20 protein-coding genes are annotated in these 20,643 nt (G+C 72.0%); 4 read left to right on the top strand and 16 right to left on the bottom strand.

Annotated features, from left to right (window positions below; all coding sequences use genetic code 11):
- Nucleotides 1-35 precede the first annotated feature (35 nt).
- Nucleotides 36-1,256 (top strand): ABC transporter substrate-binding protein, encoded by a 1,221-nt coding sequence (locus tag ACQP26_RS04115; protein WP_269702282.1) that lies wholly within the window; start codon nucleotides 36-38, stop codon nucleotides 1,254-1,256.
- A 124-nt stretch (nucleotides 1,257-1,380) separates the two neighbouring features.
- Here ACQP26_RS04115 and ACQP26_RS04110 read toward each other — a convergent pair whose 3' ends face one another.
- From ACQP26_RS04110 to ACQP26_RS04095, 4 genes are all read right to left on the bottom strand, one after another.
- Nucleotides 1,381-1,974: a GTP-binding protein gene (locus tag ACQP26_RS04110; protein ID WP_269702284.1), complete on the bottom strand. Its 594-nt coding sequence runs from the start codon at nucleotides 1,972-1,974 to the stop codon at nucleotides 1,381-1,383.
- Between the two features lies 1 nt (nucleotide 1,975).
- A complete protein-coding gene (locus ACQP26_RS04105) occupies nucleotides 1,976-2,353 on the bottom strand; it encodes a DUF742 domain-containing protein (protein ID WP_091416218.1) in 378 nt (125 codons plus the stop codon).
- 100 nt (nucleotides 2,354-2,453) lie between these two features.
- Entirely contained in the window at nucleotides 2,454-2,858 is a 405-nt protein-coding gene (locus tag ACQP26_RS04100) for a roadblock/LC7 domain-containing protein (RefSeq protein WP_013283992.1), read from the bottom strand.
- The gene (locus ACQP26_RS04095) at nucleotides 2,855-6,508 is read right to left on the bottom strand and encodes a nitrate- and nitrite sensing domain-containing protein (protein WP_433494987.1); all 3,654 of its coding nucleotides are present in this window, start codon (nucleotides 6,506-6,508) and stop codon (nucleotides 2,855-2,857) included. The genes ACQP26_RS04100 and ACQP26_RS04095 overlap by 4 nt, the downstream gene beginning before the upstream one ends.
- A gap of 502 nt (nucleotides 6,509-7,010) precedes the next feature.
- Here ACQP26_RS04095 and ACQP26_RS04090 point away from each other — a divergent pair.
- Nucleotides 7,011-7,307: a hypothetical protein gene (locus ACQP26_RS04090; protein WP_269702288.1), complete on the top strand. Its 297-nt coding sequence runs from the start codon at nucleotides 7,011-7,013 to the stop codon at nucleotides 7,305-7,307.
- Here the strand turns inward: ACQP26_RS04090 and ACQP26_RS04085 are convergent, their stop codons facing one another.
- From ACQP26_RS04085 to ACQP26_RS04070, 4 genes are read right to left on the bottom strand one after another with little or no spacing between them, the layout of a single operon-like run.
- Nucleotides 7,308-8,384, bottom strand: a complete 1,077-nt coding sequence (locus tag ACQP26_RS04085) for an adenosine deaminase (protein WP_252453230.1) — start codon at nucleotides 8,382-8,384, stop codon at nucleotides 7,308-7,310.
- A gap of 51 nt (nucleotides 8,385-8,435) precedes the next feature.
- A complete protein-coding gene (locus ACQP26_RS04080; RefSeq protein WP_433494986.1) occupies nucleotides 8,436-8,858 on the bottom strand; it encodes a PPOX class F420-dependent oxidoreductase in 423 nt (140 codons plus the stop codon).
- Nucleotides 8,855-9,430, bottom strand: coding sequence for an NADPH-dependent FMN reductase (locus tag ACQP26_RS04075; protein ID WP_433494985.1), 576 nt, complete (start codon nucleotides 9,428-9,430; stop codon nucleotides 8,855-8,857). Before ACQP26_RS04075 ends, ACQP26_RS04080 begins: the two co-directional genes overlap by 4 nt.
- Nucleotides 9,418-10,038 (bottom strand): YczE/YyaS/YitT family protein, encoded by a 621-nt coding sequence (locus ACQP26_RS04070; RefSeq protein ID WP_433494984.1) that lies wholly within the window; start codon nucleotides 10,036-10,038, stop codon nucleotides 9,418-9,420. Before ACQP26_RS04070 ends, ACQP26_RS04075 begins: the two co-directional genes overlap by 13 nt.
- A gap of 57 nt (nucleotides 10,039-10,095) precedes the next feature.
- Here ACQP26_RS04070 and ACQP26_RS04065 point away from each other — a divergent pair, with 57 nt between their 5' ends.
- Both ACQP26_RS04065 and ACQP26_RS04060 read left to right on the top strand, forming a co-directional pair.
- The gene (locus ACQP26_RS04065) at nucleotides 10,096-10,569 is read left to right on the top strand and encodes a MarR family winged helix-turn-helix transcriptional regulator (RefSeq protein WP_269702299.1); all 474 of its coding nucleotides are present in this window, start codon (nucleotides 10,096-10,098) and stop codon (nucleotides 10,567-10,569) included.
- 3 nt (nucleotides 10,570-10,572) lie between these two features.
- Nucleotides 10,573-11,424 (top strand): putative RNA methyltransferase, encoded by an 852-nt coding sequence (locus tag ACQP26_RS04060; protein ID WP_433494983.1) that lies wholly within the window; start codon nucleotides 10,573-10,575, stop codon nucleotides 11,422-11,424.
- Nucleotides 11,425-11,430: 6 nt separating this feature from the next.
- Here ACQP26_RS04060 and ACQP26_RS04055 read toward each other — a convergent pair whose 3' ends face one another.
- The 8 genes from ACQP26_RS04055 to ACQP26_RS04020 all read right to left on the bottom strand — a co-directional run bounded on the left by ACQP26_RS04055 (nucleotide 11,431) and on the right by ACQP26_RS04020 (nucleotide 20,555).
- The gene (locus ACQP26_RS04055) at nucleotides 11,431-12,111 is read right to left on the bottom strand and encodes a DUF4272 domain-containing protein (RefSeq protein WP_269706920.1); all 681 of its coding nucleotides are present in this window, start codon (nucleotides 12,109-12,111) and stop codon (nucleotides 11,431-11,433) included.
- 101 nt (nucleotides 12,112-12,212) lie between these two features.
- On the bottom strand, nucleotides 12,213-13,493 hold the full coding sequence (locus ACQP26_RS04050; RefSeq protein WP_433494982.1) for a thymidine phosphorylase: 1,281 nt from the start codon (nucleotides 13,491-13,493) through the stop codon (nucleotides 12,213-12,215).
- A 143-nt stretch (nucleotides 13,494-13,636) separates the two neighbouring features.
- Nucleotides 13,637-14,341: a cytidine deaminase gene (locus ACQP26_RS04045; RefSeq protein WP_433496082.1), complete on the bottom strand. Its 705-nt coding sequence runs from the start codon at nucleotides 14,339-14,341 to the stop codon at nucleotides 13,637-13,639.
- 104 nt (nucleotides 14,342-14,445) lie between these two features.
- The gene (locus ACQP26_RS04040; protein WP_433494981.1) at nucleotides 14,446-15,726 is read right to left on the bottom strand and encodes an ABC transporter permease; all 1,281 of its coding nucleotides are present in this window, start codon (nucleotides 15,724-15,726) and stop codon (nucleotides 14,446-14,448) included.
- 2 nt (nucleotides 15,727-15,728) lie between these two features.
- Nucleotides 15,729-16,916, bottom strand: a complete 1,188-nt coding sequence (locus ACQP26_RS04035) for an ABC transporter permease (protein ID WP_433496081.1) — start codon at nucleotides 16,914-16,916, stop codon at nucleotides 15,729-15,731.
- Nucleotides 16,917-17,089: 173 nt separating this feature from the next.
- Entirely contained in the window at nucleotides 17,090-18,586 is a 1,497-nt protein-coding gene (locus ACQP26_RS04030) for an ABC transporter ATP-binding protein (RefSeq protein ID WP_433494980.1), read from the bottom strand.
- 279 nt (nucleotides 18,587-18,865) lie between these two features.
- Nucleotides 18,866-19,936, bottom strand: a complete 1,071-nt coding sequence (locus ACQP26_RS04025; protein WP_269706923.1) for a BMP family lipoprotein — start codon at nucleotides 19,934-19,936, stop codon at nucleotides 18,866-18,868.
- A gap of 277 nt (nucleotides 19,937-20,213) precedes the next feature.
- Complete coding sequence (locus ACQP26_RS04020) at nucleotides 20,214-20,555, bottom strand: hypothetical protein (RefSeq protein ID WP_269702305.1); 342 nt, start codon at nucleotides 20,553-20,555, stop codon at nucleotides 20,214-20,216.
- Nucleotides 20,556-20,643 lie beyond the last annotated feature (88 nt).

Below are 20,643 nucleotides of genomic sequence, written 5' to 3'. Positions count from 1 at the left end.
CGGCGCCTGTTCGCCGGGGTGGGAAGGCGATTCCATTGGCGACACCGGCGTTCGACTCCACTGTGCTCACCCGGCGGGGCGTCCTCGCTGCCGCTGCCGGTAGCCTGCTGCTCGCCGGGTGCGCGCCGCAGGGCCAGCGGCCCGACGACGGCCCGTCCAGCAGCGCGCCGAGCGACCAGGACCTGACCGTCGGCGCGAGCCTCGAGCTGACCGGTGCCGGGGCGCTGCTCGGCGTCGCCCAGCGACGTGCCCTGGAACTCACCGCCGACTCGCTCAACCGCACCGGCGTACCGGTCGGGAACCTGGTCCGGTCCGTCCGGCTCCAGATCCTGGACAACGGCAGCAATCCCGAGGTCGCCGCCCGCCATGCCGCCGATCTCACCCGGGCCGGCGCGCAGGCCCTCATCGGCGGTGTGCTCAGCGAGACCTCGGTGGCCCTCGCCGCTGCCGCCCAGCGGGTCAAGACGCCCTTCCTGTCCCTCGGCTACGGTGACCGCATCGTGGCGCCGCTGGACGAGCGCACGTTCACCTACAAGCTCACCCCCGACGCCGTGGACATGGCGCGTCGCCTCGTGGAGCTGTTCGAGTCGAAGCGGATCCGCCGGGTGTCCGTGCTGGCGGCCACCGGGCTGCACGGCGACTCGGGCGTACGGGCGATGCGGGAGGCGCTCACCGAGAGCAGCGTCGACCTGGCCCGCACGGTACGCCTGCCGGCGACCGGCCGGCGCTTCCGTGCCGCCGCCGAGCGGGTCGCGGGCGGCGAGCGGGACGGCGTGGTGGTCTGGGGTACCGCACCCGACTCCGGTGCCGCGGCGCGGGAGTTGCGCGCGGCGGGCCACCGCGGCCCGATCTTCTTCGACGCGGGCGCGGTCGCCGACGACACCGTGCAGGGGGCGAACGCCGACGCCGTGGAAGGCGCGTACGCGGTTCATCCGGCCTGTCTGGACGTCTCCGGGGCCACCGCCACCACGACGGCGCAGCTGGCCCGCCGTGACTTCGTCAACCGCTACACGCAGCGGCACGGCGTCAGCCCGGACTTCGCCCCGTACGCCTCGGACGCGCTCCAGCACCTCGCCACGTCGGCGCGGATGGCGACGAGCCTGGACCGGGGCCGGCTGCGGGCCCTCCTGCAGGCGCAGACAGTCGAGGGCATCGCCGGCGGGTACGCGTTCCGCGCCGACCGGCACGGCGGCATGGAGCCCGACTCGCTCGCCGTCTACCAGGTGTTCCGGGGCACCTGGACCCGGTACGCCTGACCTCGAGCGCCGTCCGGTGACCGTCCCACGTGGAGGGTCACCGGACGATCGCGCAACGTGTCCGACCCCGGACGGCAGGAAGCGCCCGGTGGCCCTGAGGCCGCCGGGCGCTTCCGCGCGTCGGTCAGGCGGGCGCGACGGCCCGCGAGCGCCGCATGGTGAGCACGTACTCGACAAGCGAGATCAGCACGTGCTTCGTGGACTCCCGGTTACGGGCGTCGCACGGCACCACCGGCACGTCGCGGGAGATCGCCAGCGCGTCCCGGACGTCCTGCGGATCGTGGTACTGCATGCCGTCGAAGCAGTTGATGGCCACCAGGTACGGCAGCCGCCGGTGCTCGAAGAAGTCGATGGCGGCGAAGCAGTCGGCGAGCCGCCGCGTGTCGACCAGCACCACAGCGCCGATCGCACCCCGGACCAACTCGTCCCACATGAACCAGAACCGCGTCTGACCCGGCGTACCGAACAGGTACAGGATCAGATCCCGGTCGATCGAGATACGACCGAAGTCCATCGCCACCGTGGTCGTCGTCTTGCCCGGCACCTGCCGGGTGTCGTCGACGCCGACACCGGCGGAGGTCATGATCGCCTCGGTGGTCAGCGGCGTGATCTCCGAGACCGAACCGACCAGCGTCGTCTTGCCGACGCCGAACCCACCGGCGATAACGATCTTCGCCGACGTCACGCGGCCGCTCTGGGCCGGCGGCCGGTGCGACATGTCAGAGCCTGCGAAGTCCACTCAGCACCCTCTCCAGCAGTTCAGTGCCCACCGCGTCGTCGGAGTCGTCCAAAATGGTCGGCTCGTGGACCGCGACCAGGCCGTCCGTCGCCATGTCGGCGATGAGCACCCGGGCCACGCCGAGCGGAAGCTGCATCCGCGCCGCGATTTCGGCGAGCGACTGCACACGTCCGTCACACAACGCGGCGATGTACTGGTGTTCACGACCTTGGCCACCATTGCCAGTGGCAACCGCTCGGCCGCGCACCGTCGTCTCGACGAGTGCCTCCAGGGCGATGTCGAGCCGGGGACGGGTACGACCGCGGGTAACGGCGTACGGCCGGACCAACGCTCCGGTCGGCTCGTCACGATCCGCCATTTCGCCGCTCACCTCCCTCGCACCCGGCACCGGCTCGCCCCGGTGACATCCGTCGCTGTCGTTGTTGTTCCCGCACCTGACCCACCGGCCAGCGCGTCATTCAGCCCATCATCCCCACAGCCGTGCGCGGCTGCGGCGTCAGGGCATCGCCCACCCGGTCCACGAGCAGGGCCATCTCGTACCCGACCTGGCCCACGTCGCAGCTCCGCGCCGCCAGCACGGCGAACGACGAACCGTCGGAGATGGACATCAGGAACAGGAAACCGTTGTCCATCTCGACGACTGTCTGCAACACCGCCCCGCCCTCGAAGCAGCGGGCCGCGCCCTGGGTGAGGCTGACCAGACCGGACGCGATCGCGGCGAGCTGGTCGGCGCGGTCCCGCGGAAGGTCACGGGACGAGGCGAGAAGCAGGCCGTCGGCCGAGACCGCGACCGCGTGCGCCACACCGGGCACCCGGTCGGCGAAGTTGGCGAGCAGCCATCCGAGATCCTGCGTAGTAGTCATCCTTGTTGCTCCTTCTGCCCGCTCCCGGCCACCGGGCCTGAGCCAGACTGCGAGGACTGCTGCCCGCCCGGAGTGCCCTCCGGGCCGGTCGTGTTGCTGTCGGTGTTACGCCCGCGCTGCACGCCCCGATGGTAGGCCGAGAGCAGGCCCCGGACCCCCTCCGGCGTCCGGCGCTGCACCGAGGCAGAAGGCTTGTCGATGCTGCCCGGCACGAGCTGCGCCATCGGCTTCCGCTTCGGCAGGCCCTTCTGGGTGGTCTCCGCAACCGGGACCTCGGTGGCCGCCGAGGCGGCACGCCAGCCGTCGTCGGCCGCCGTCTGCCACGGGGAGGAGGGCTGCGGCGGCGCGGCCGGCTGCCGGGTGGGCAGCCCGCCGGTGTACGCGGGACGCGTGTTCCCGTTCGCCGCGCCGTTGTCACGCGGTGCTCCGCCGGCCGTCGGAGTGTGTGCCATCGGCGTGTTACCTGTCGTTGCGGGTGTCGGCTGCGGCACGGGCCGGCCGGCGGTGTCCACCTTGGCGAACTGCTGGGTGGCGTCGCCACCGTTCGCCGTCGGGGCCGGGGCCGCCGACTCCTCGTTGGGCCCGGGCCGGCGGGTGCGGAACCACGCCGACTCCAGCTCCCGGAAGATCGGCAGCTCCATCGTCTCGTCCGCGTACCGCTGGCGGTTGCCCGGCTGCTGCGGCACGGCCGGTCGTGACGCCGGAGCCGCCGGGGTGGCGGGCCGGGCCTCGGACGGCCGGTCCGCGGGCGGGGCGGCGGCGGGACGGCCGCTCGCCTGCTGCGGGGTGGCCGGCATCTCCGTGCGCGGCACCCGGGGCAGCTCGGTGGTCATGTCCATGCCGCTGGTGGGCCGTTCCGGCGCCACCGGCGCCGGGGTCGGCGCGACCGGGGGCCAGACCGGCGGGGCGCTGACACCCGGTGCGGGCACCGGACGCGCGGGCAGCTGGTTCGCCGGCGGCGCGGAGGCCGGGTGACCGGCGGTGGGCTGACCGGAGACCGGTGCGGCCGACGCGGGGTGCCCGGAGACCGGAGCGGCCGAGACCGGACGGTACGGCAGCGGGTCGCCGGAGACCGGCGCCGCGGAGACCGGGCGGCCCGAGAACGGGTCGCCGGAGACCGGGGCGGCCGAGACCGGGCGGTACGGCAGCGGGTTGCCGGAGACCGGCGCGCCGGAGACCGGGGGCAGCGGCGGCGCCGACACCGGCGGGACCGGCGGCGCGGAGACCGGCGGCGGGCTGTAGGGCCGCGCCTCCGGGCTGCTCGGCAGCTGGCGCGGGATGGCCGGCTGCTGACCGCTGGTGCCCGGGTCGCCCTCGCCCGGGTTGCGCCGCTGCGGCAGCGAGTCCATCGACTGGCCGTTGGAGGGCCGGCCGCCGAAACCGCCGTCCCCACCGGACGGGTTGGCACCGGTCAGGTCGGACCAGGCCGGCATGGCACGGCCGCCACCGGCGTTCGCCGGGGTGCCCGAGCCGTTGCGCGGCGCCGGGTCGAAGGCGCGTCCGCCGAGCGTGACCTGGTTGCCCGAGGAGCCCGGGTGCGGCGCCGGCGGCAGGCTCGGCGGGTTGTTGTTGCCGAAGGCGGCGAGGGCGCCGAACGCGGGCGCCGGACCGCCCTGCTGCGGACCGGCGGCCGGCAGTGCCGGTGCGCCCGGACCACGACCGGCCAGGGCACGCGGCACCAGGACCGAGGTCGGCAGCGTCACGTCGGCGACGGTGCCCCGGTCGGCTCCGGGTCGCAGCTCGACCCGGACGCCGTGCCGGGCGGCCAGCCGCGCGACCACAACCAGGCCCATCATCCGGGAGACCGCGACATCCACCTGCGGCGGCGTGGCCAGCCGCTCGTTGAGGTCACGGAGCTGCTCCGGGCTGATGCCGATGCCCCGGTCCTCCACGTACAGGGAGGCGCGGTCACCGACCCGCCGGGCCTCCACCATGACCTGCGAGTCCGGCGGGGAGAAGGCGGTGGCGTTGTCGAACAGCTCGGCGACGAGGTGCACCAGATCGTTGACCGCGTGGGCGGCGACCTCGATGTCCCTGTCGATCACGCCGAACTCGATCCGGGTGTAGTGCTCGACCTCGGACTGGGCGGCGCGGAGCACGTCGATCAGGGCGGCGGGCTCGCGCTGCACACGGGTGGAGTCCGCGCCGGCGAGGACCAGCAGGTTCTCGTCGTTGCGGCGCATCCGGGTGGCCAGGTGGTCGAGCTGGAACAGCTCGGCCAGGCGGTCCGGGTCCTCCTCGCCGCGCTCCAGCCGGTCGAGGTGGCCGATCAGCCGGTCGACCAGGATCTGCGAGCGGCGGGCCAGGTTGACGAACATGGTCGCGACCGACGCCCGCAGGGCAGCCTGCTCGGCGGCGGTGCGGACGGCCTCCAGGTGGACCGCGTTGAACGCCTCGGTCACCTGGCCGAACTCGTCCTTGCTGCGCACCGGCAGCGGTTCGGCGATCTGGTTCGCCAGCTGGACCGGGGAGAGCTGGCCGGTCACCTGCGGGTCACGCAGCCGGGCGACCGCCTGCGGCAGCCCGTACTGGGCCACCGCCAGGGCGCCCTGGCGCAGGTCGCGCAGCGAGCGGGCCATCGAGCGGGCCACCAGGTACGCGAACAGGATGGCCAGCAGCAGCATGGTGAGCAGCAGGCCGGTCTCCAGGAACACCTGGCGCTGGGTGTCCGACCGCAGCGCGTCGGCCTGCCGGACCACGTTGCCGTCGAGCCGGGACTCAACGGTACGGATCAGCTTGGCGTTGGCGACCATGGTCTGGTCCCACTGGTCCGCCCCGAACGGGGCGTTCTCCATGGAGCCGTTGTTGTTGCCCGAGACGAAACTGGTGAAGCGGTCGGCCTTGCGCAGGTCGGGCCCGGAGACGGTCTGCTCGTAGAACAGCTTGTCGGGCTCGGTGGCGACCGCCTGGAACGTCGCCAGCGACTGCGACTGGCCGGTGCCGCTGGCGATGAACTGCTCGCGCAGCGCGGCGGTGTACTGGTTCTGGGTGAGTGCCTGGTGGACGACCACCCGGCGCTGGGTCAGGTATTCCTTCTGCCGGGCCACGGCGGCCGACGCGCGCATCCGGTCGCTCAGGTCGTTGTTGCCGGCGAGCTGGGTGGCCGAGTCGCGGATCGCGAGCAGGTCCTCGATCAGCTGCCGGTACGCCTGGTCGGCGTCATTGATCTTGAGCTTGCCGTTCAGCACCTGGCTCCGGGTCGCCGGAAGGTCCTTCAGCTGGGTGTCGATCGTGTCCAGCAGCCCGACGAAGTTGCGGGGCAGGTCGTCGATCTCGCCACGCTGCCGCAGGTAGGGCGACTTCGCCTGGTCCACCCGCTGGTTGGCCCGGTTGTAGCCCTCCTGGTACTGCGCCCGGGTCTGGAACTCCTTCGCGCCGAGGAAGAGCACGGCGCCGACCCGCTCGTCCTGCACGGTGTCGACCAGGTCACCCGAGTAGCCGATCAGGTTGGCCAGATCCCCCGCCCGGTTGGCATTGTTGAGCGTCTCCAGGTGGTCGACCAGACCACTGGTGCCCACCACGACCGTGGCGATGGTCGGCACGATCATGATCAGACCGAGCTTGGACCAGATCGGCATGTCGCGCAGCCGACTCATCGGCCGGCGCAGCCGCGACAGGAAGGAGCCCGCCGTCGTTGGCCGTTTGCTCACGTCACCGCCCTCGCATTACCGCGCCCCGCGCCACCCTGAGGGCAACGCCGAGCGACCGACCCGGCGGGTCGGACCTCCGAGATTCCATCACGCCGCTCCGCAAAGAGAAAGACCAGGTTGTCCCTCACCAGAGGTGTGATGAGATGTTGATGCAATTTGATAGCAATCCGTCTGGCCGGAGTCACTGAAGGTAATGGAACACCCGCACCGCGTCGTCCTGCTCGCCGGCCCCTCCGGGTCGGGAAAGTCATACATAGCCCAGCGAACCGGACTTCCGGTGCTCTGCCTGGACGACTTCTACAAGGACGGCGATGACCCTACGTGTCCGCGTCGAAACGGACAGGTGGATTGGGAGTCCCCCTTGTCCTGGGATGCGGACATGGCGGTGCAAACAATCGCCCGACTGGCCCGGGAGGGCAAGGCCGAAGTGCCGGTTTATGCGATCGGCGCGGACCGTCGGGTAGCCACCCGGCCATTCGATGTCGACGGATCGCCAATCTTCGTGGCCGAGGGGATCTTCGCGGCCGAGATCGTGGCCGAGTGCCGGCGACTCGGGCTGCTCGCCGGGGCGTACGCGCTGCGCCGCCCGCGCGGCGCGACGTTCCTGCGCCGCCTCGCCCGGGATCTCACCGAGCAGCGCAAGGCGCCCCGGGTGCTGCTCCGGCGCGGAGTCGCGCTGCTGCGCGCCGAGCCGGCCGTGCTGCGCCGGCAGACCGGGCTGGGCGCCGAGGCGGCCCGGGCCGGACAGGTGCTGCGCGGGGTGGCCGCACTGCTCTCCGGCCACCCCCGCCGGTCGTGATCAGCCGATCATCTCGGCGTACGCCGGCTTGATCACCTCGTCGATGATCCGCAGCCGCTCGTCGAACGGGATGAAGGCGCTCTTCATCGCGTTGATGGTGAACCACTGGAGTTCCTTCCAGCCGTAGCCGAAGGCCTCCACCAGCAGCGCCATCTCCCGCGACATCGAGGTGCCGCTCATCAGCCGGTTGTCGGTGTTCACAGTCACCCGGAACCGCAGGTCGCGCAGCAGACCGATCGGGTGGTCGGCGATCGAGGCCGCCGCTCCGGTCTGCACGTTCGACGACGGGCACAGCTCCAGCGGGATGCGCTTGTCCCGCACGTACGCGGCCAGCCGGCCCAGCACCGGCGGGTTGCCCGGGGTGATGTCGTCGACGATGCGGACGCCGTGGCCGAGCCGGTCGGCGCCGCACCACTGGATCGCCTGCCAGATGGACGGCAGGCCGAACGCCTCACCGGCGTGGATGGTGAAGTGGAAGTTCTCCCGCTGGAGGTACTCGAACGCGTCCAGGTGCCGGGTGGGCGGGAAGCCCGCCTCCGCGCCGGCGATGTCGAAGCCGACCACCCCGGTGTCGCGGTGCCGCACGGCCAGCTCGGCGATCTCCTGCGAGCGGGCCGCGTGCCGCATCGCGGTGAGCAGCGTGCCGATCCGGATCGGGGTGCCGGCCTCGGCGGCCAGCGCGCTGCCCTCCCGGAACCCGGTGACCACCGCGTCGACCACCTCGTCCAGGGTCAGGTTCTGCTCCAGGTGCTGCTCCGGCGCGAACCGCACCTCGGCGTAGACCACGCCGTCGGCGGCCAGGTCCAGCGCGCACTCGCGGGCGACCCGGCGCAACGCGGCAGGGGTCTGCATGACCGCCACCGTGTGCGCGAACGTCTCCAGGTAGCGCTCCAGCGAGCCGGAGTTCGCCGCCTCGGTGAACCAGACACCGAGCGCCGCCGGGTCGGTGGTGGGCAGTTCGTGACCGACCTCAGCGGCCAGCTCGACGATCGTCGCGGGCCGCAGGCCGCCGTCGAGGTGATCGTGCAGCAGCGCCTTCGGGACCTTGACGATGTCCTCGTACGAGATTGCGACCATGCTCAGACCCTAGTCACCCCCGGTACGGGCGTGGCGGTGGACCGGGCCGGTTCAGGGACGCCAGCCGTACACCCGCTCCACCGCGAGCCGGAGCACCACCCGCCCGTCGGCCACCATCGCGGCCCGGTACTCGGCCCAGTCCGGGTGCTCGCCCCGGATCCGGCGGTAGACCTCGACCAGTTCCTCGACCGTGGCGTCGTCGGTGGCGGCGGCCGGCGGGGTGAGCGTCACGGTGCCCTCGGCGACCGCGTACGCCCCGCCGTCGGCGGTGGTCACGTGGAAGCTGGCCCGGGGGTCGCGGCGCAGGTTGCGCACCTTCGCCCGGTCACCTGTGGTGGAGCAGCGGATCAGGCCCGGCTCGGCCAGGTAGTCGAGGTTGGACAGCTGGGGGCGGCCGTCCCGGCGCAGCGTGGCGAGCACCCCGCGCCCGCGCTCGCCGAACAGCTCCCACAGCCGGGCGTTCACCGCGCTCACCGCGCCACTCCGGTCCGCAGCGGCGCGAGCGCGGTGGCCAGCCGGGCGAGCCGGTCGAGCATCAGCGCGGCGGCCTCCTCGCGGCCCGGGTCGGGTCGCAGCTCGCCCGCCTCGTCCAGCGCCTGCCGCAGGAAGACGACCACCTGGTCGTTGACCGGGGTCATGTTCAGCGTGGTCACCACCTGCTTGATCATCTGCACCGCGCGCAGGCCCCCGGAGGTCATGCCGTAGCTGACGAAGCCCACCGGCTTGTGCTGCCACTCGTGGTAGAGGTAGTCGATCGCGTTCTTCAGGGGCGCGCTGAAGCCGTAGTTGTACTCCGGCATCACCAGGACGAAGGCGTCCGCGGCGTCGATCTCGGCGCTCCAGGCGCGGGTGTGCTCGTGCAGGTAGACCCGCTCGGACGGATGGTGCGGCTCGTCGTGGAAGGGCAGTCCGACGTCGGCCAGGTCGAGGAGGCGTACCTCGTCGAAGCCGGCGTGGCGGACGGCGGCGGCGGTGAACCAGTCACCGATGCGGCGGCCGACCCGGCCGGGGCGGGTGCTGGCGACGATGACGGTCAGGCGGGGCATGGTGAGGTCACTCCTGTCGGGACGGCGGCCGGGGCGGTGAGCCGGGGAACGAACCAGGCGACGATCGGCCCGATGCCGATCGCGTAGAGCAGGGTGCCGGGGCCGACGGCGCCGCCGAGCAGCCAGCCGACCGCCAGCACCGTCACCTCGATCCCGGTGCGGGCCGGGCCGAGCGGCAGGCCGCGGGCGGCCAGGCCGGTCATCAGCCCGTCCCGCGGGCCGGGGCCGAGGCGGGCACCGAGGTAGAGCGCGGTGGCGAGGCCGTTGAGCAGGACGCCCGCGACCAGCAGGCCGATCCTGCCGGCGAGCGGGTCCAGCGCCGGCAGCACTGCCAGCGTCGCGTCGAGGGCCAGGCCGACGAGTGCGACGTTCGCGACGGTGCCGATGCCCGGGCGCTGCCGCAGCGGGATCCACAGCAGCAGCACCAGCAGCGCCACTCCGTTGACCAGCAGACCCATCGGCAGGCCGGTGCGGTCGGCGAGGCCCTGGTGCAGCACGTCCCAGGACGCGAGCCCGAGGTCGGCGCGGACCATCAGCGCGACGCTGACGCCGAACAGGGCCAGGCCGGCGACCAGCCGCACCAGCCGCGACGGCAGTTTGGTTGACATGTCATCAACCTAGAGCCCAACTTGGTGACATGTCAACAACACCGGTACGATCGCCGCATGGACGAACCGCGCTGGCTGGACGAGCAGGAGGACCGCGCCTGGCGCGGCTACCGCCGCATGCGCCGCCTGCTCGACCTGGAACTGGCCCGGGAGCTGATGCAGGACGCCGGTCTCTCCGAGCCGGACTACGACGTCCTGAGCGACCTGTCCGAGACCCCGGAACAGCGGCTACGCCTCAGCGAACTGGCCGACCGGATGCTCTGGTCCCGCAGCCGCCTGTCCCACCACATCTCCCGGATGCAGCAACGCGGCCTGGTCACCCGGGAGGAGTGCGCCACCGACGGCCGCGGCTCGGTCGTCGTCCTCACCCCGGCCGGGCGCCGGGCCGTCGAGGCCGCCGCGCCCGGGCACGTCGCGGCCGTCCGCCGGCACCTGATCGACCGGCTCACCCCGGCCGAGGTGGCCGCGCTCGGCACGCTCAGCCAGCGGGTGATCGACCACCTCACCGGCCGCCCGGCAGCGGAGGGCTGAGCCGTGGACGATCGCATCCTCGCCCGGCTGCGCTGCCCGGTCTGCGCCGAGCCGCTCACCGGGACCACCGCCGGCACCGCACGGGCACTGCGCTGCCCGCGCGGGCACAGCTTCGACATCGCCCGGCAGGGGTACGTCAACCTGCTCACCGGGCGCGCCCCGCACACCGGGGACAGTGCCGAGATGGTCGCCGCCCGCGCCGGCTTCCTCGCCGCCGGCCACTACGACACCGTCGCCGCCGCGCTCGCCACCACCGCGGTACGCGTCGCGGGCGTCGACCCGTACCCCCTGGTGGTCGAGCCCGGCGCCGGGACCGGGCACTACCTCGCGGCGGTGCTGGCGGCGCTGCCGGACGCCGCCGGCCTGGCCCTGGACGTCTCCAAGCCGGCGCTGCGCCGCGCGGCCCGGGCGCACCCGCGCGCCGCCGCCGCGCTGGCCGACACCTGGCAGCGGCTGCCGCTGGCCGACCGGTCCACCGCCGTGCTGCTGAACGTGTTCGCGCCGCGCAACGGCCCGGAGTTCCACCGGGTGCTCGACCCCGGCGGCGCGCTCCTGGTGGTCACCCCGGCCGCCGACCACCTGACCGAACTCGTCGACGCGCTGGACCTGCTGCGGGTGGACCCGGACAAGGCCGACCGGGTCGCCGGCAGCCTCGGCGCCCACTTCACCGAGGAGTCCGCGACAGCGCACCGGGCCCGGCTCGCGCTGACCCGCGCCGAGGTCAGCACGCTCGTCGGGATGGGACCGAGCGCCTGGCACGCCGACCCGCAACGGCTCGCCGCGCGCATCGCCGCGCTGCCCGAGCCGGTCCCGGTCACGCTCTCGGTCCGGCTCGGCGTGCACCGCCCGCGCTGACCCGGCTCAGGTGGAGAGGTCGACCTCTTCCCAACCCGGCGGCTCGTCGTGGTACGGCCCGCGCAGCACCACCGCCCACTCCAGCGCCCACCGGCGCTGCCCGATCGCGTTGGCGTCCACCAGCCCCGGCAGCGCGCGCCCGGCCTTCTCGGTCTCCAGGTACGCCCAGTCCAGGCAGTAGTGCAGGTCGAGCAGCGCCGCAGCATCACCGGGGTGCTGCGGCGCGGCCAGGATCCGGGCCCGCCACTGACCGAACGTCTCCCCCGCGACCAGGTTCGGCATCCGCTCGACCAGCCGCTCGTCCACCGGCACCGTCGGGTCCAGTTCCTTCGCCAGCCCGAGCACCCAGGCCAGCGAGAACAGCGCGTCGTGGTGCAGCACGAACGACCTGTGGTCGCCCCGGCCGCCCATCACGAACTGCCACTCCGGCGGCGTCACCGAGTCGACCAGGTGCGACTCCAGCAGCCAGCTCATCGCCGCCTGCGCGGGCATCCCGAAGCAGCGGGCCAGGATCACGTGCAGCACCGCGATCCGCGACTCGATCTCCGGGGTCGGACGTAGCTCGATCTCGTCGCCCGGCTCCCAGACCAGGGGGAACTGCGGCGGTGGAAGCGGAAGACCCAGCCGGGACAACTCGTCCAGGCTCGCCTCCCGGACGGCCCGGGGATCGGGAGCGGGTACGCGCACGGTCAAGCCCCTGTCTGCTCACCTCGGCTCGTCGCCGGCCGATCCCCCCTGGCCTGGGAGGATAGCGGCACCGGCCGGGCCGGCACCATGGCCGGTCCCGGTCAGCCGATCCGCTCGACGACCAGTGGCGTCGCGTCCGGCGCGTCCGGCGCGATCCGCACCGCGCGGCGCGCCTCGGCCAGCGCGGCGGGCATCCGCTCGGCGTGTTCGGCCCGCAGCTCGAACAGCGGGTCGCCGACACGTACCCGGTCACCGCGGCGCTTGTGCAGCACCACGCCGGCCGGGATGCTCACCGGGTCCTCCTTGCGGGCCCGGCCCGCACCGAGCCGCCAGGCGGCCACCCCGATCGCGTACGCGTCGACCTCGGCGACCCAGCCGTCCTCGGTCGCGGTGACCAGCTCGACCTCGTTCGCCGTGGGCATCGGGGCGTCCGGGTCACCGCCCTGCGCCCGGATCATCGTGCGCCAGGCGTCCATCGCCCGCCCGTCGCGCAGCGCGGCGGCCGGGTCGGCGTCCGGCAGGCCGGCCGCGTCGAGCATCTCCCGGGCCAGCGCCAGCGTCAGCTCCACCACGTCGGCCGGGCCGCCACCGGCGAGCACCTCCACCGACTCGGTCACCTCGACCGCGTTACCCACTGCGAGGCCGAGCGGGGTGGACATGTCGGTGAGCAGGGCGACGGTCCGTACGCCGTGCGCGCCGCCCAGCTCGACCATGGTGCGGGCCAGCTCGCGGGCGTCGTCGACGTTCTTCATGAACGCGCCGGAGCCGACCTTCACGTCGAGCACCAGCGCGCCGGTCCCCTCGGCGATCTTCTTGCTCATGATCGAGCTGGCGATCAGCGGGATCGCCTCGACCGTACCGGTGACGTCGCGCAGCGCGTACAGCTTGCGGTCGGCCGGGGCGAGCGCGTCGCCGGCCGCGCAGATCACCGCGCCCACGTCGCGGAGCTGGGCGATGAACTCGTCGTTGGTGAGCGCCGCCCGCCAGCCCGGGATCGACTCCAGCTTGTCCAGCGTGCCGCCGGTGTGGCCGAGGCCCCGGCCGGACAGCTGCGGCACCGCCGCGCCGCACGCGGCCACGAGCGGGGTCAGCGGCAGGGTGATCTTGTCACCGACGCCGCCGGTGGAGTGCTTGTCCACCGTCGGCCGGGACACCGGCGACAGGTCGAGCCGCTCGCCGCTGGCGATCATGGCGGCGGTCCACCGGGCGATCTCCGGCGCGGTCATGCCGCGCAGCAGGATCGCCATGGCCAGCGCCGACATCTGCTCGTCGGCGACCAGACCCTTGGTGTACGCGTCGACCACCCAGTCGATCTGCCCGTCGCTCAGCACACCCCCGTCCCGCTTCGCCCGGATGACGTCAACCGCCGTAAAAGCACTCACTTCTCAAGATCCAATCAATTTGATCGCGCGTGGCCGCACCGACCCGCGAACGGTGACCGTCGAGGAATCGGGCCGACCGTGACCGGCGGAGGGATCAAGCCTGACCGCCCGGAGCCGGTCACGGTCGGCCCGATTCCCCCACCTCAACCACCCCAACGAACCGGAATCTCCGTAGGCGGCTCACCCTCACCAGCCCAGAAGATCGTCCCCGAGGCGTCCACCACAACCACGCGCGGCGTCCGCGCCAGCCCCCACGCGATCGCCTCGGCCGGGTCGTCCCAGGTCGAGCCCTCCTCCAGCACGCCGGTCTCGGCGTCCTCGGTCTCGCCGGACGACCGCTCCCAGTACGTCGTCCAGACCTGCTGCCCGGCCGACAGGTCGGGGTGCACGAACACGGTGCCCCGGCCCCGCCAGGCGGCCAGCCGGTCCGGCACCACAGGCACCGGATGCTCGCCGGTCACCGCCTCGATGTCGGCCACGTCGAACGCGTGCGGCAGCAGCTCGGCCATCCGCAGCGGCCCGCCCTTCGCCTCGACCAGGCACTCCGGCCCGCCCTGTTCCCAGAGCAGCTGCCGGCACCTGCCGCACGGCATCAGCGGCTCACCGGTGGCGTCGACGCAGGACAGCGCCACGATCCGGCCACCGCCGGTCGCGTGCAGCTGCGAGACCACGCCGCACTCGGCGCAGAGCGTGACGCCGTAGCCGGCGTTCTCCACGTTGCAGCCGACCACGACGCGACCGTCGTCGACGAGCGCGGCGGCACCCACCGGGAACTTCGAGTACGGCACGTAGGCGTGCCGCATGACCTCGGTGGCGGCGGTACGCAGCCGCTCCCAGTCGATCTCCATCACGACTCCCATTCTGCCCAATTCAACGCCGATCGGTCGCGGACGCGGCCGGAGACGACGGTGCCCGGCGGGTCGCCCCGCCGGGCACCGTGTCGCGCGGGCGGTCAGCCCTTGATGTACGGCTTGCCGTCGGCGGCCGGCGCCCGGACCTTGCCGACCAGCCCGGCCACGGCCAGGATCGTCGCCAGGTACGGCAGCATCGCCAGGAACTGGCTCGGGATGCTGCTGCCGATCGCACCCAGGTAGGTGGCGAGCTGGTCGGCGAAGCCGAAGAACAGCGCCGCGAGCAGCGCACCGGTCGGGCTCCACCGGCCGAAGATCAGCGCGGCCAGGGCGATGAAGCCCTTACCGCCGATCATGTTCTTGGTGAACGAGTAGAGCGCCAGCGTGTACGAGGCGCCGCCGACGCCGGCCACCAGACCGGCCAGGATCACGTTGCGGTAGCGCAGCCGCAGCACCTTCACGCCCAGCGTGTCCGCCGCGGTCGGGTGCTCGCCGACCGAGCGGGTCCGCAGGCCCCACCGGGTACGGAACAGCGCCAGGTGGATGACCAGCACCAGCAGCAGACCGAGGTAGAGGAAGATGTTGCCCCGGAACAGCGCCGGACCGAGCAGCGGGATGTCGGACAGCAGCGGGATCTCCCAGTTGCTGAACCGGGGCGCGCTGTTGTACTTCGCCGCGTCGGTCTGCATCAGCCGCTCGTAGAGGAAGCCGGTGATGCCGACCGCGAGCAGGTTGAGCACGATACCCATGACCACCTGGTCGACCAGGTAGCGGATGGAGAACACGGCCAGCAGGAACGAGATGAACGCGCCGCCGATGGCGGCGGCCACCAGACCCACCCAGACGCTGCCGGACATGCTGCCGAACAGCGCACCGGAGAACGCGCCCATCAGGAGCTGGCCCTCGATCGCCACGTTCACCACGCCGGAACGCTCGCAGAGCACACCGGCGAGCGCACCGAAGATCAGCGGAAGAGCCAGGATGAACGTGCCGCGGACGACGTTCACCAGCGGCATGAAGTTGCGCCCCTCGGGCGCGGCGGAGACCTGCCAGCACAGGAAGCTCAGCACGAAGGCGACCAGTCCGGCGCCGAGCAGCAGCATGAACCAGCGCTTGGGCACACCGGCCAGCAGCGCGCCTCCGGCCGCGGCGGTGATCAGCCCGAACAGGATCGCGCCGACCGTACCGTTGATCTCCAGGGCGGCCCCGCCCTCGGTCTCGCTGAGCGTGAACCGCGCGTGCTGGTCGGTCGCGAGCGCGCCGAACAGCACCGCCGCGAGCACACCGAGCGACAGCAGGACCGCGCCGATCTTCCGGTTACGGGTCCAGAAACCCTCGTCGACCGCGGTAACGGCGACCTCGGGGACAGCGGTGGTGGACATGCTCACCAGCCCTTCGCGAGGCTCGTCTGCAACCGGGCGGCGCGGGCCGCCCGGAGCTGGAAGATCGTCTTCACCAGGGCAGGCGCGGCGATGAAGATGACGATGAGCGCCTGGAGCACGGTGACCAGTTCCAGCGAGATGCCGGAGTAGGACTGCATCCGGTTGCCGCCGGCCTGGAGCGCGCCGAACAGCAGTGCGGCCAGGAGGACGCCCCACGGCTTCACGCGGCCGAGCAGCGCGACCAGGATGCCGTCGAAGCCGATCTGGGCGATCACCAGCGGGGTCAGCGCGGTGGCGGTGGTGCCGAGCACCATGGTCGAGCCGCCGAGACCGGCAAGCATGCCGGCGAACACCATCACCAGGACGTACGTCTTGGTGACGCTGATGCCGGCGGTCCGGGCCGCGTCCGGGTTCGCGCCCACGGCCCGCAGCTCGAAGCCGAGCGTGGAGCGGTTGAGCAGCCAGGCGATGAACCAGGTGGCCGCCACCGCGAGCAGGATGCCGGCGTGCACCCGCAGGTCGTCGCCGAGCAGGCGGGGCAGCTGCGCGGTGGACTCGACCGGCTTGCTGATCGCGTCCGACCGGTTGGGGTTCTGCACCCCGTTCTGGACGATGATCCAGGACAGGAAGTAGACCGCCACGTAGTTGAGCATGATCGTGTTGATCACCTCGTGCGCGCCCGCCCGTGCCTTCAGGATGCCGGGGATGAAGCCCCAGAGCGCGCCGCCGAGCGCACCGGCGATCAGCGCCACCAGCAGGTGCACGACGGGCGGCAGCGGCAGCGCGAAGCCGGCCACGGCGGCCAGGATGACGGCGATCGTCGCCTGGCCCTGGGCGCCGATGTTGAACAGGCCGCCGCGGAAGGCCAGCGCCACCGACAGACCGGTGAAGACGAGCGGCGCGGCGTAGGTGAGCGTCTCCGAGATCGGGCTCAGGGCGGCGGTGAAGCCGACCGCTTCCGGGTCGAAGATCGCGCCCTTGAACAGGTTCGCGTACGCCTCGCTGACCACCGTCCAGCTGGCGTTCAGCGCGTCCGAGGGGCGAGCCGTGATGTAGCTGTAGGTGGCGAGCACCTCCGGGTCGGACACGATGATCAGCACCGCGCCGACCACCATGGCCAGCAGCACCGCGAGCACCGTCACGGTGAACGTGTTGGCCGCCCAGAGGTTGTCCAGGAACATCCGGCCCATGCCGGGACGGGACTCCCCGGCCGGCTCCGGCCTCTTCGCGGTCGCGGTGGCGGGCACCGTCTGCTCGGTGTCACCGGCCGGCTGCGTCGGCGTCGCCCGGGCCTCGCTCAGCGACTCCTGCGCCTCGGTCGCCGGCTCCTTGTCCGGCGAGCCCGAGACGGGGTTCGGGTTGGTCATGCCTCGTCCTCGTTGCCAGGGCCGTCCTCGGTCGCGGTGGGGGCGTCCGGGGTGGCGGCGTCCGGGGTGATACCGGCCATCAGCAGGCCGATCTCCTCGCGCGGGGTGTCCGGGCCGACGACGCCGATGATCCGGCCGCGATACATGACCGCGATCCGGTCGGCCAGGCCGATCACCTCGTCCAGTTCGCTGGAGACCACCATGACCGCGGTGCCGATGTCCCGCTCGCGGATGACCCGGCTGTGGATGAACTCGATCGAGCCGACGTCCACGCCCCGGGTGGGCTGGGCGGCGATGAAGAGCTTCAGCGGCCGGGACAGCTCCCGGGCCACGATCACCTTCTGCTGGTTGCCGCCGGAGAGTGTGCCGACCGCCGCGTCGGCCGAGGAGGTACGGACGTCGAACTGCTCGATCCGCTCCCGCGCCGACTTGGCGATGGCGTCGGGCTTCAGCGACAGGCCCTTGCCGAACGGCGGCCGGTCGTAGATGTCCAGCACCAGGTTCTCCGCCACGGAGAACTCCTTGACCAGGCCGTCCACGCTGCGGTCCTCCGGCACGTAGCCGACGCCGGCGCGGAGCACCTTCTTGGTCGACCAGCCGTGCGTCGGCTCGCCGTCGAGGCTGATCGTGCCGGCGAGCACCGGGCGCAGGCCCATGATCGCCTCGATCAGCTCGGTCTGGCCGTTGCCCTGCACGCCCGCGACGCCGAGCACCTCGCCGGCGTGCACGGTGAGGTCGACGCCGTCGACCGCGCGTACCTGCCGGTCGTCGTCCACGACCAGGCCGGAGACCTCCAGGACCGGCTTGCCGGGGGTGGCCGGCTTCTTGTCCACTGTCAGCCGGACGCTGCGGCCCACCATCAGCGCGGCCAGTTCATCCCGGCTGGCGCTCGGCTCGGCGGTGCCGACGGTCTTCCCGCGCCGGATCACCGTGATCCGGTCGGCGATCGCCTTCACCTCGCCCAGCTTGTGGGTGATGAACACGATCGACTTGCCGGCGGCCTTGAGCGACCGCATGACGGTGAGCAGTTCCTCGGTCTCCTGCGGCGTGAGCACGGCCGTGGGCTCGTCGAGGATCAGCAGGTCGACGTCGCGGGTGAGGGCTTTGACGATCTCCACCCGCTGCTGGATGCCGACCGGCAGGTCCTCGATCACCGCGTCCGGGTCGACCCGCAGGTTGTACCGCTCGGACACCTCGGCGACCTCGCGCCGGGCCCGCCGCCGGTCGAGGATGCCGGCGAACGGCCCCCTGACCTGCTCGGCGCCGAGCATCACGTTCTCGGCCACGGTGAAGACCGGCACCAGCATGAAGTGCTGGTGCACCATCCCGATCCCGGCGGCGATCGCGTCCGACGGACCCTTCAGCTTCAGCGGCTTGCCGTCGACCAGGATCTCGCCCTCGTCCGGCTGGTAGAGGCCGTAGAGCACGTTCATCAGGGTCGACTTGCCGGCGCCGTTCTCGCCGAGCAGGGCGTGGATCTCTCCAGGCTCCACCGTCAGGTCGATGTGGTCGTTGGCGACCAGATCACCGAACCGTTTGGTGATGCCGCGCAGTTCGAGTCTCAGCGCAACCTCCTGGAGTGCGAGCGATGGTGCAGCGTAGCGATCTGCCGCGCCGCCACCGCGCCGGGTGGGGGTGTGAGGGGATTCAAGGTGATCGGCCGCCCCGGCGCTGGGGTGCGGACCCCGTTGCGCCGGGACGGCCGGATCGTCATGCCTGGTGCCCGCCGGCCCCCGCTGCCGATGATCGCACCGTGGGGACCGGCCGGACGGTCACTTGGTCGGCTGGGCCTTCGAGGTGACGGTGATGGTGCCGGCGGCGATGTCCGCCTTGATCTTGTCGACCTCGGCCTTCAGGTCCGCCGGGACCTTGCTGTCGAAGTCGTGGTACGGCGCGATCGAGACGCCGTTGTTGGCGAGCGTGCCCACGAAGCCCGGGGTGGACGCCAGCTTCTCGCCACCGGCGGCCTTCAGCGTGGCCTCCTTGACGGCGTCCGGGATGTTCTTGACCACGGTGGTCAGGATCGCCGCGCAGTCCGGGGTGCTCTCGCAGCCGTCGATGTCGACCCAGACGACCGAGTACTTGCCGCCCGAGGCCTTGGCCGCGGAAGTGGTGCCCAGACCGGCGCCACCGGCGACCGGCATCACGATGTCGGCGCCCTGCGCGACGAGCGCGTCGGAGACCTTCTTGCCCTCGTCCTGCTTCTCGAACGAGTTGGCGAAGGAGCCCTTCTGGGCGGCCTTGTCCCAGCCCAGCACCTGGACGTTCTTGCTCTTGGCCTTGTTGTAGTACGCCACGCCGTCGGCGAAGCCGTCCATGAAGATGGTGACCGGCGGGATCGGCAGGCCGCCGTAGGTGCCGACCTTGCCGGACTTGCTCATCCCGGCGGCCAGGTAGCCGGCCTGGAACCCGGCCTGCGCGGTGTCGAACTGCATCGGGTAGACGTTCGACACACCCGGGTTGGCGTCGACGATCGCGAACTGCTGGTTCGGGTTCTTCTCAGCCGCGGCCTTGGTGGCGTCCGACATCAGGCCACCGACGGCCAGGATGAAGTCGCACTTCTGGTTGACGAACCCGGTCAGGTTGACCTCGTAGTCCGCCTCGGCCTTCGACTGGACGTACTTGATGTCGATCTTGTCGTTCTCCTTCTGCGCCTCCTGCAGGCCCTTCCAGGCCGAGGCGTTGAAGGACTTGTCGTCGACGCCGCCGACGTCGGTCACCATGCAGGCGCTGAACTTCTTGCCGCCGTCGCCGCCGGCGTTGTTGTCGTCGTCCGGAGCCTCACCACAAGCGGCAGCGCCCAGCACGAGTCCACCCGCCGCAATGACGGAGGCAATCCGCATCCCACGCACAGAGCGCAAGACGTCTCCTTCCCCTTGCACCCCGCGTCGTGCGCGGTGTGCAGCCCTTTCGCCGGCCTGCGGTGTGCCGCCGGCGTCCCACGTTACGGACGGGAGCGTACGCCCGCGCCCACCCACCGGCCGACAATCGTGCACGACTGTTGAGCGTCCGTTACCCCGGCGTAACCCTTGGGTGGGGCACGTCACTTCTCCGGCCGGTAGGCGTGCGCGGTGGTGTCGCGAACGTCCGTTTTCCCGAGCTTCCCCGACTCGCGGCGAACTAACGCCAGAACACCGCGACGGCCGCGTTGACCAGCGTCAACCCGACGATCGCGAGGAAGTGGCCACGGTTGACGGTCTCCCGCTTACGGGAGAAGAAGACCATGACGAAGATGAGCAGCGCGAGCACCAACTTGGTAACAAGTTTCGCCGGGGCGGGCTCGTCCCCGTCGCGCAGCGGAGCGGACAGCCCGATGCCGGTGAGCACCTGGATGATCGCGCCCCAGAGCATGGCCGCGTTGATGCGCAGCTTGCCGGTGACGTACTGGGCGATCCCGCCGCCGAGCAGCAGCGCGAAACCGATCAGATGGACGTAGAGAAGAATCAGTCGAAGAGCTTCCACGCGCCCCATCCTCTCCCATCAACGACGCAACGTAGTAGCCACCCCGCCGACCTGCCGTCATACCGTGACCACCCTCCCCCGCGATCTT

The sequence above is a fragment of the Micromonospora sp. CA-248089 genome (assembly GCF_050948515.1).
Lineage (GTDB): Bacteria > Actinomycetota > Actinomycetes > Mycobacteriales > Micromonosporaceae > Micromonospora.
The sequence above is the reverse complement of the archived record's forward strand: the minus strand, read 5'-3'. Positions and strand labels throughout refer to the sequence as shown.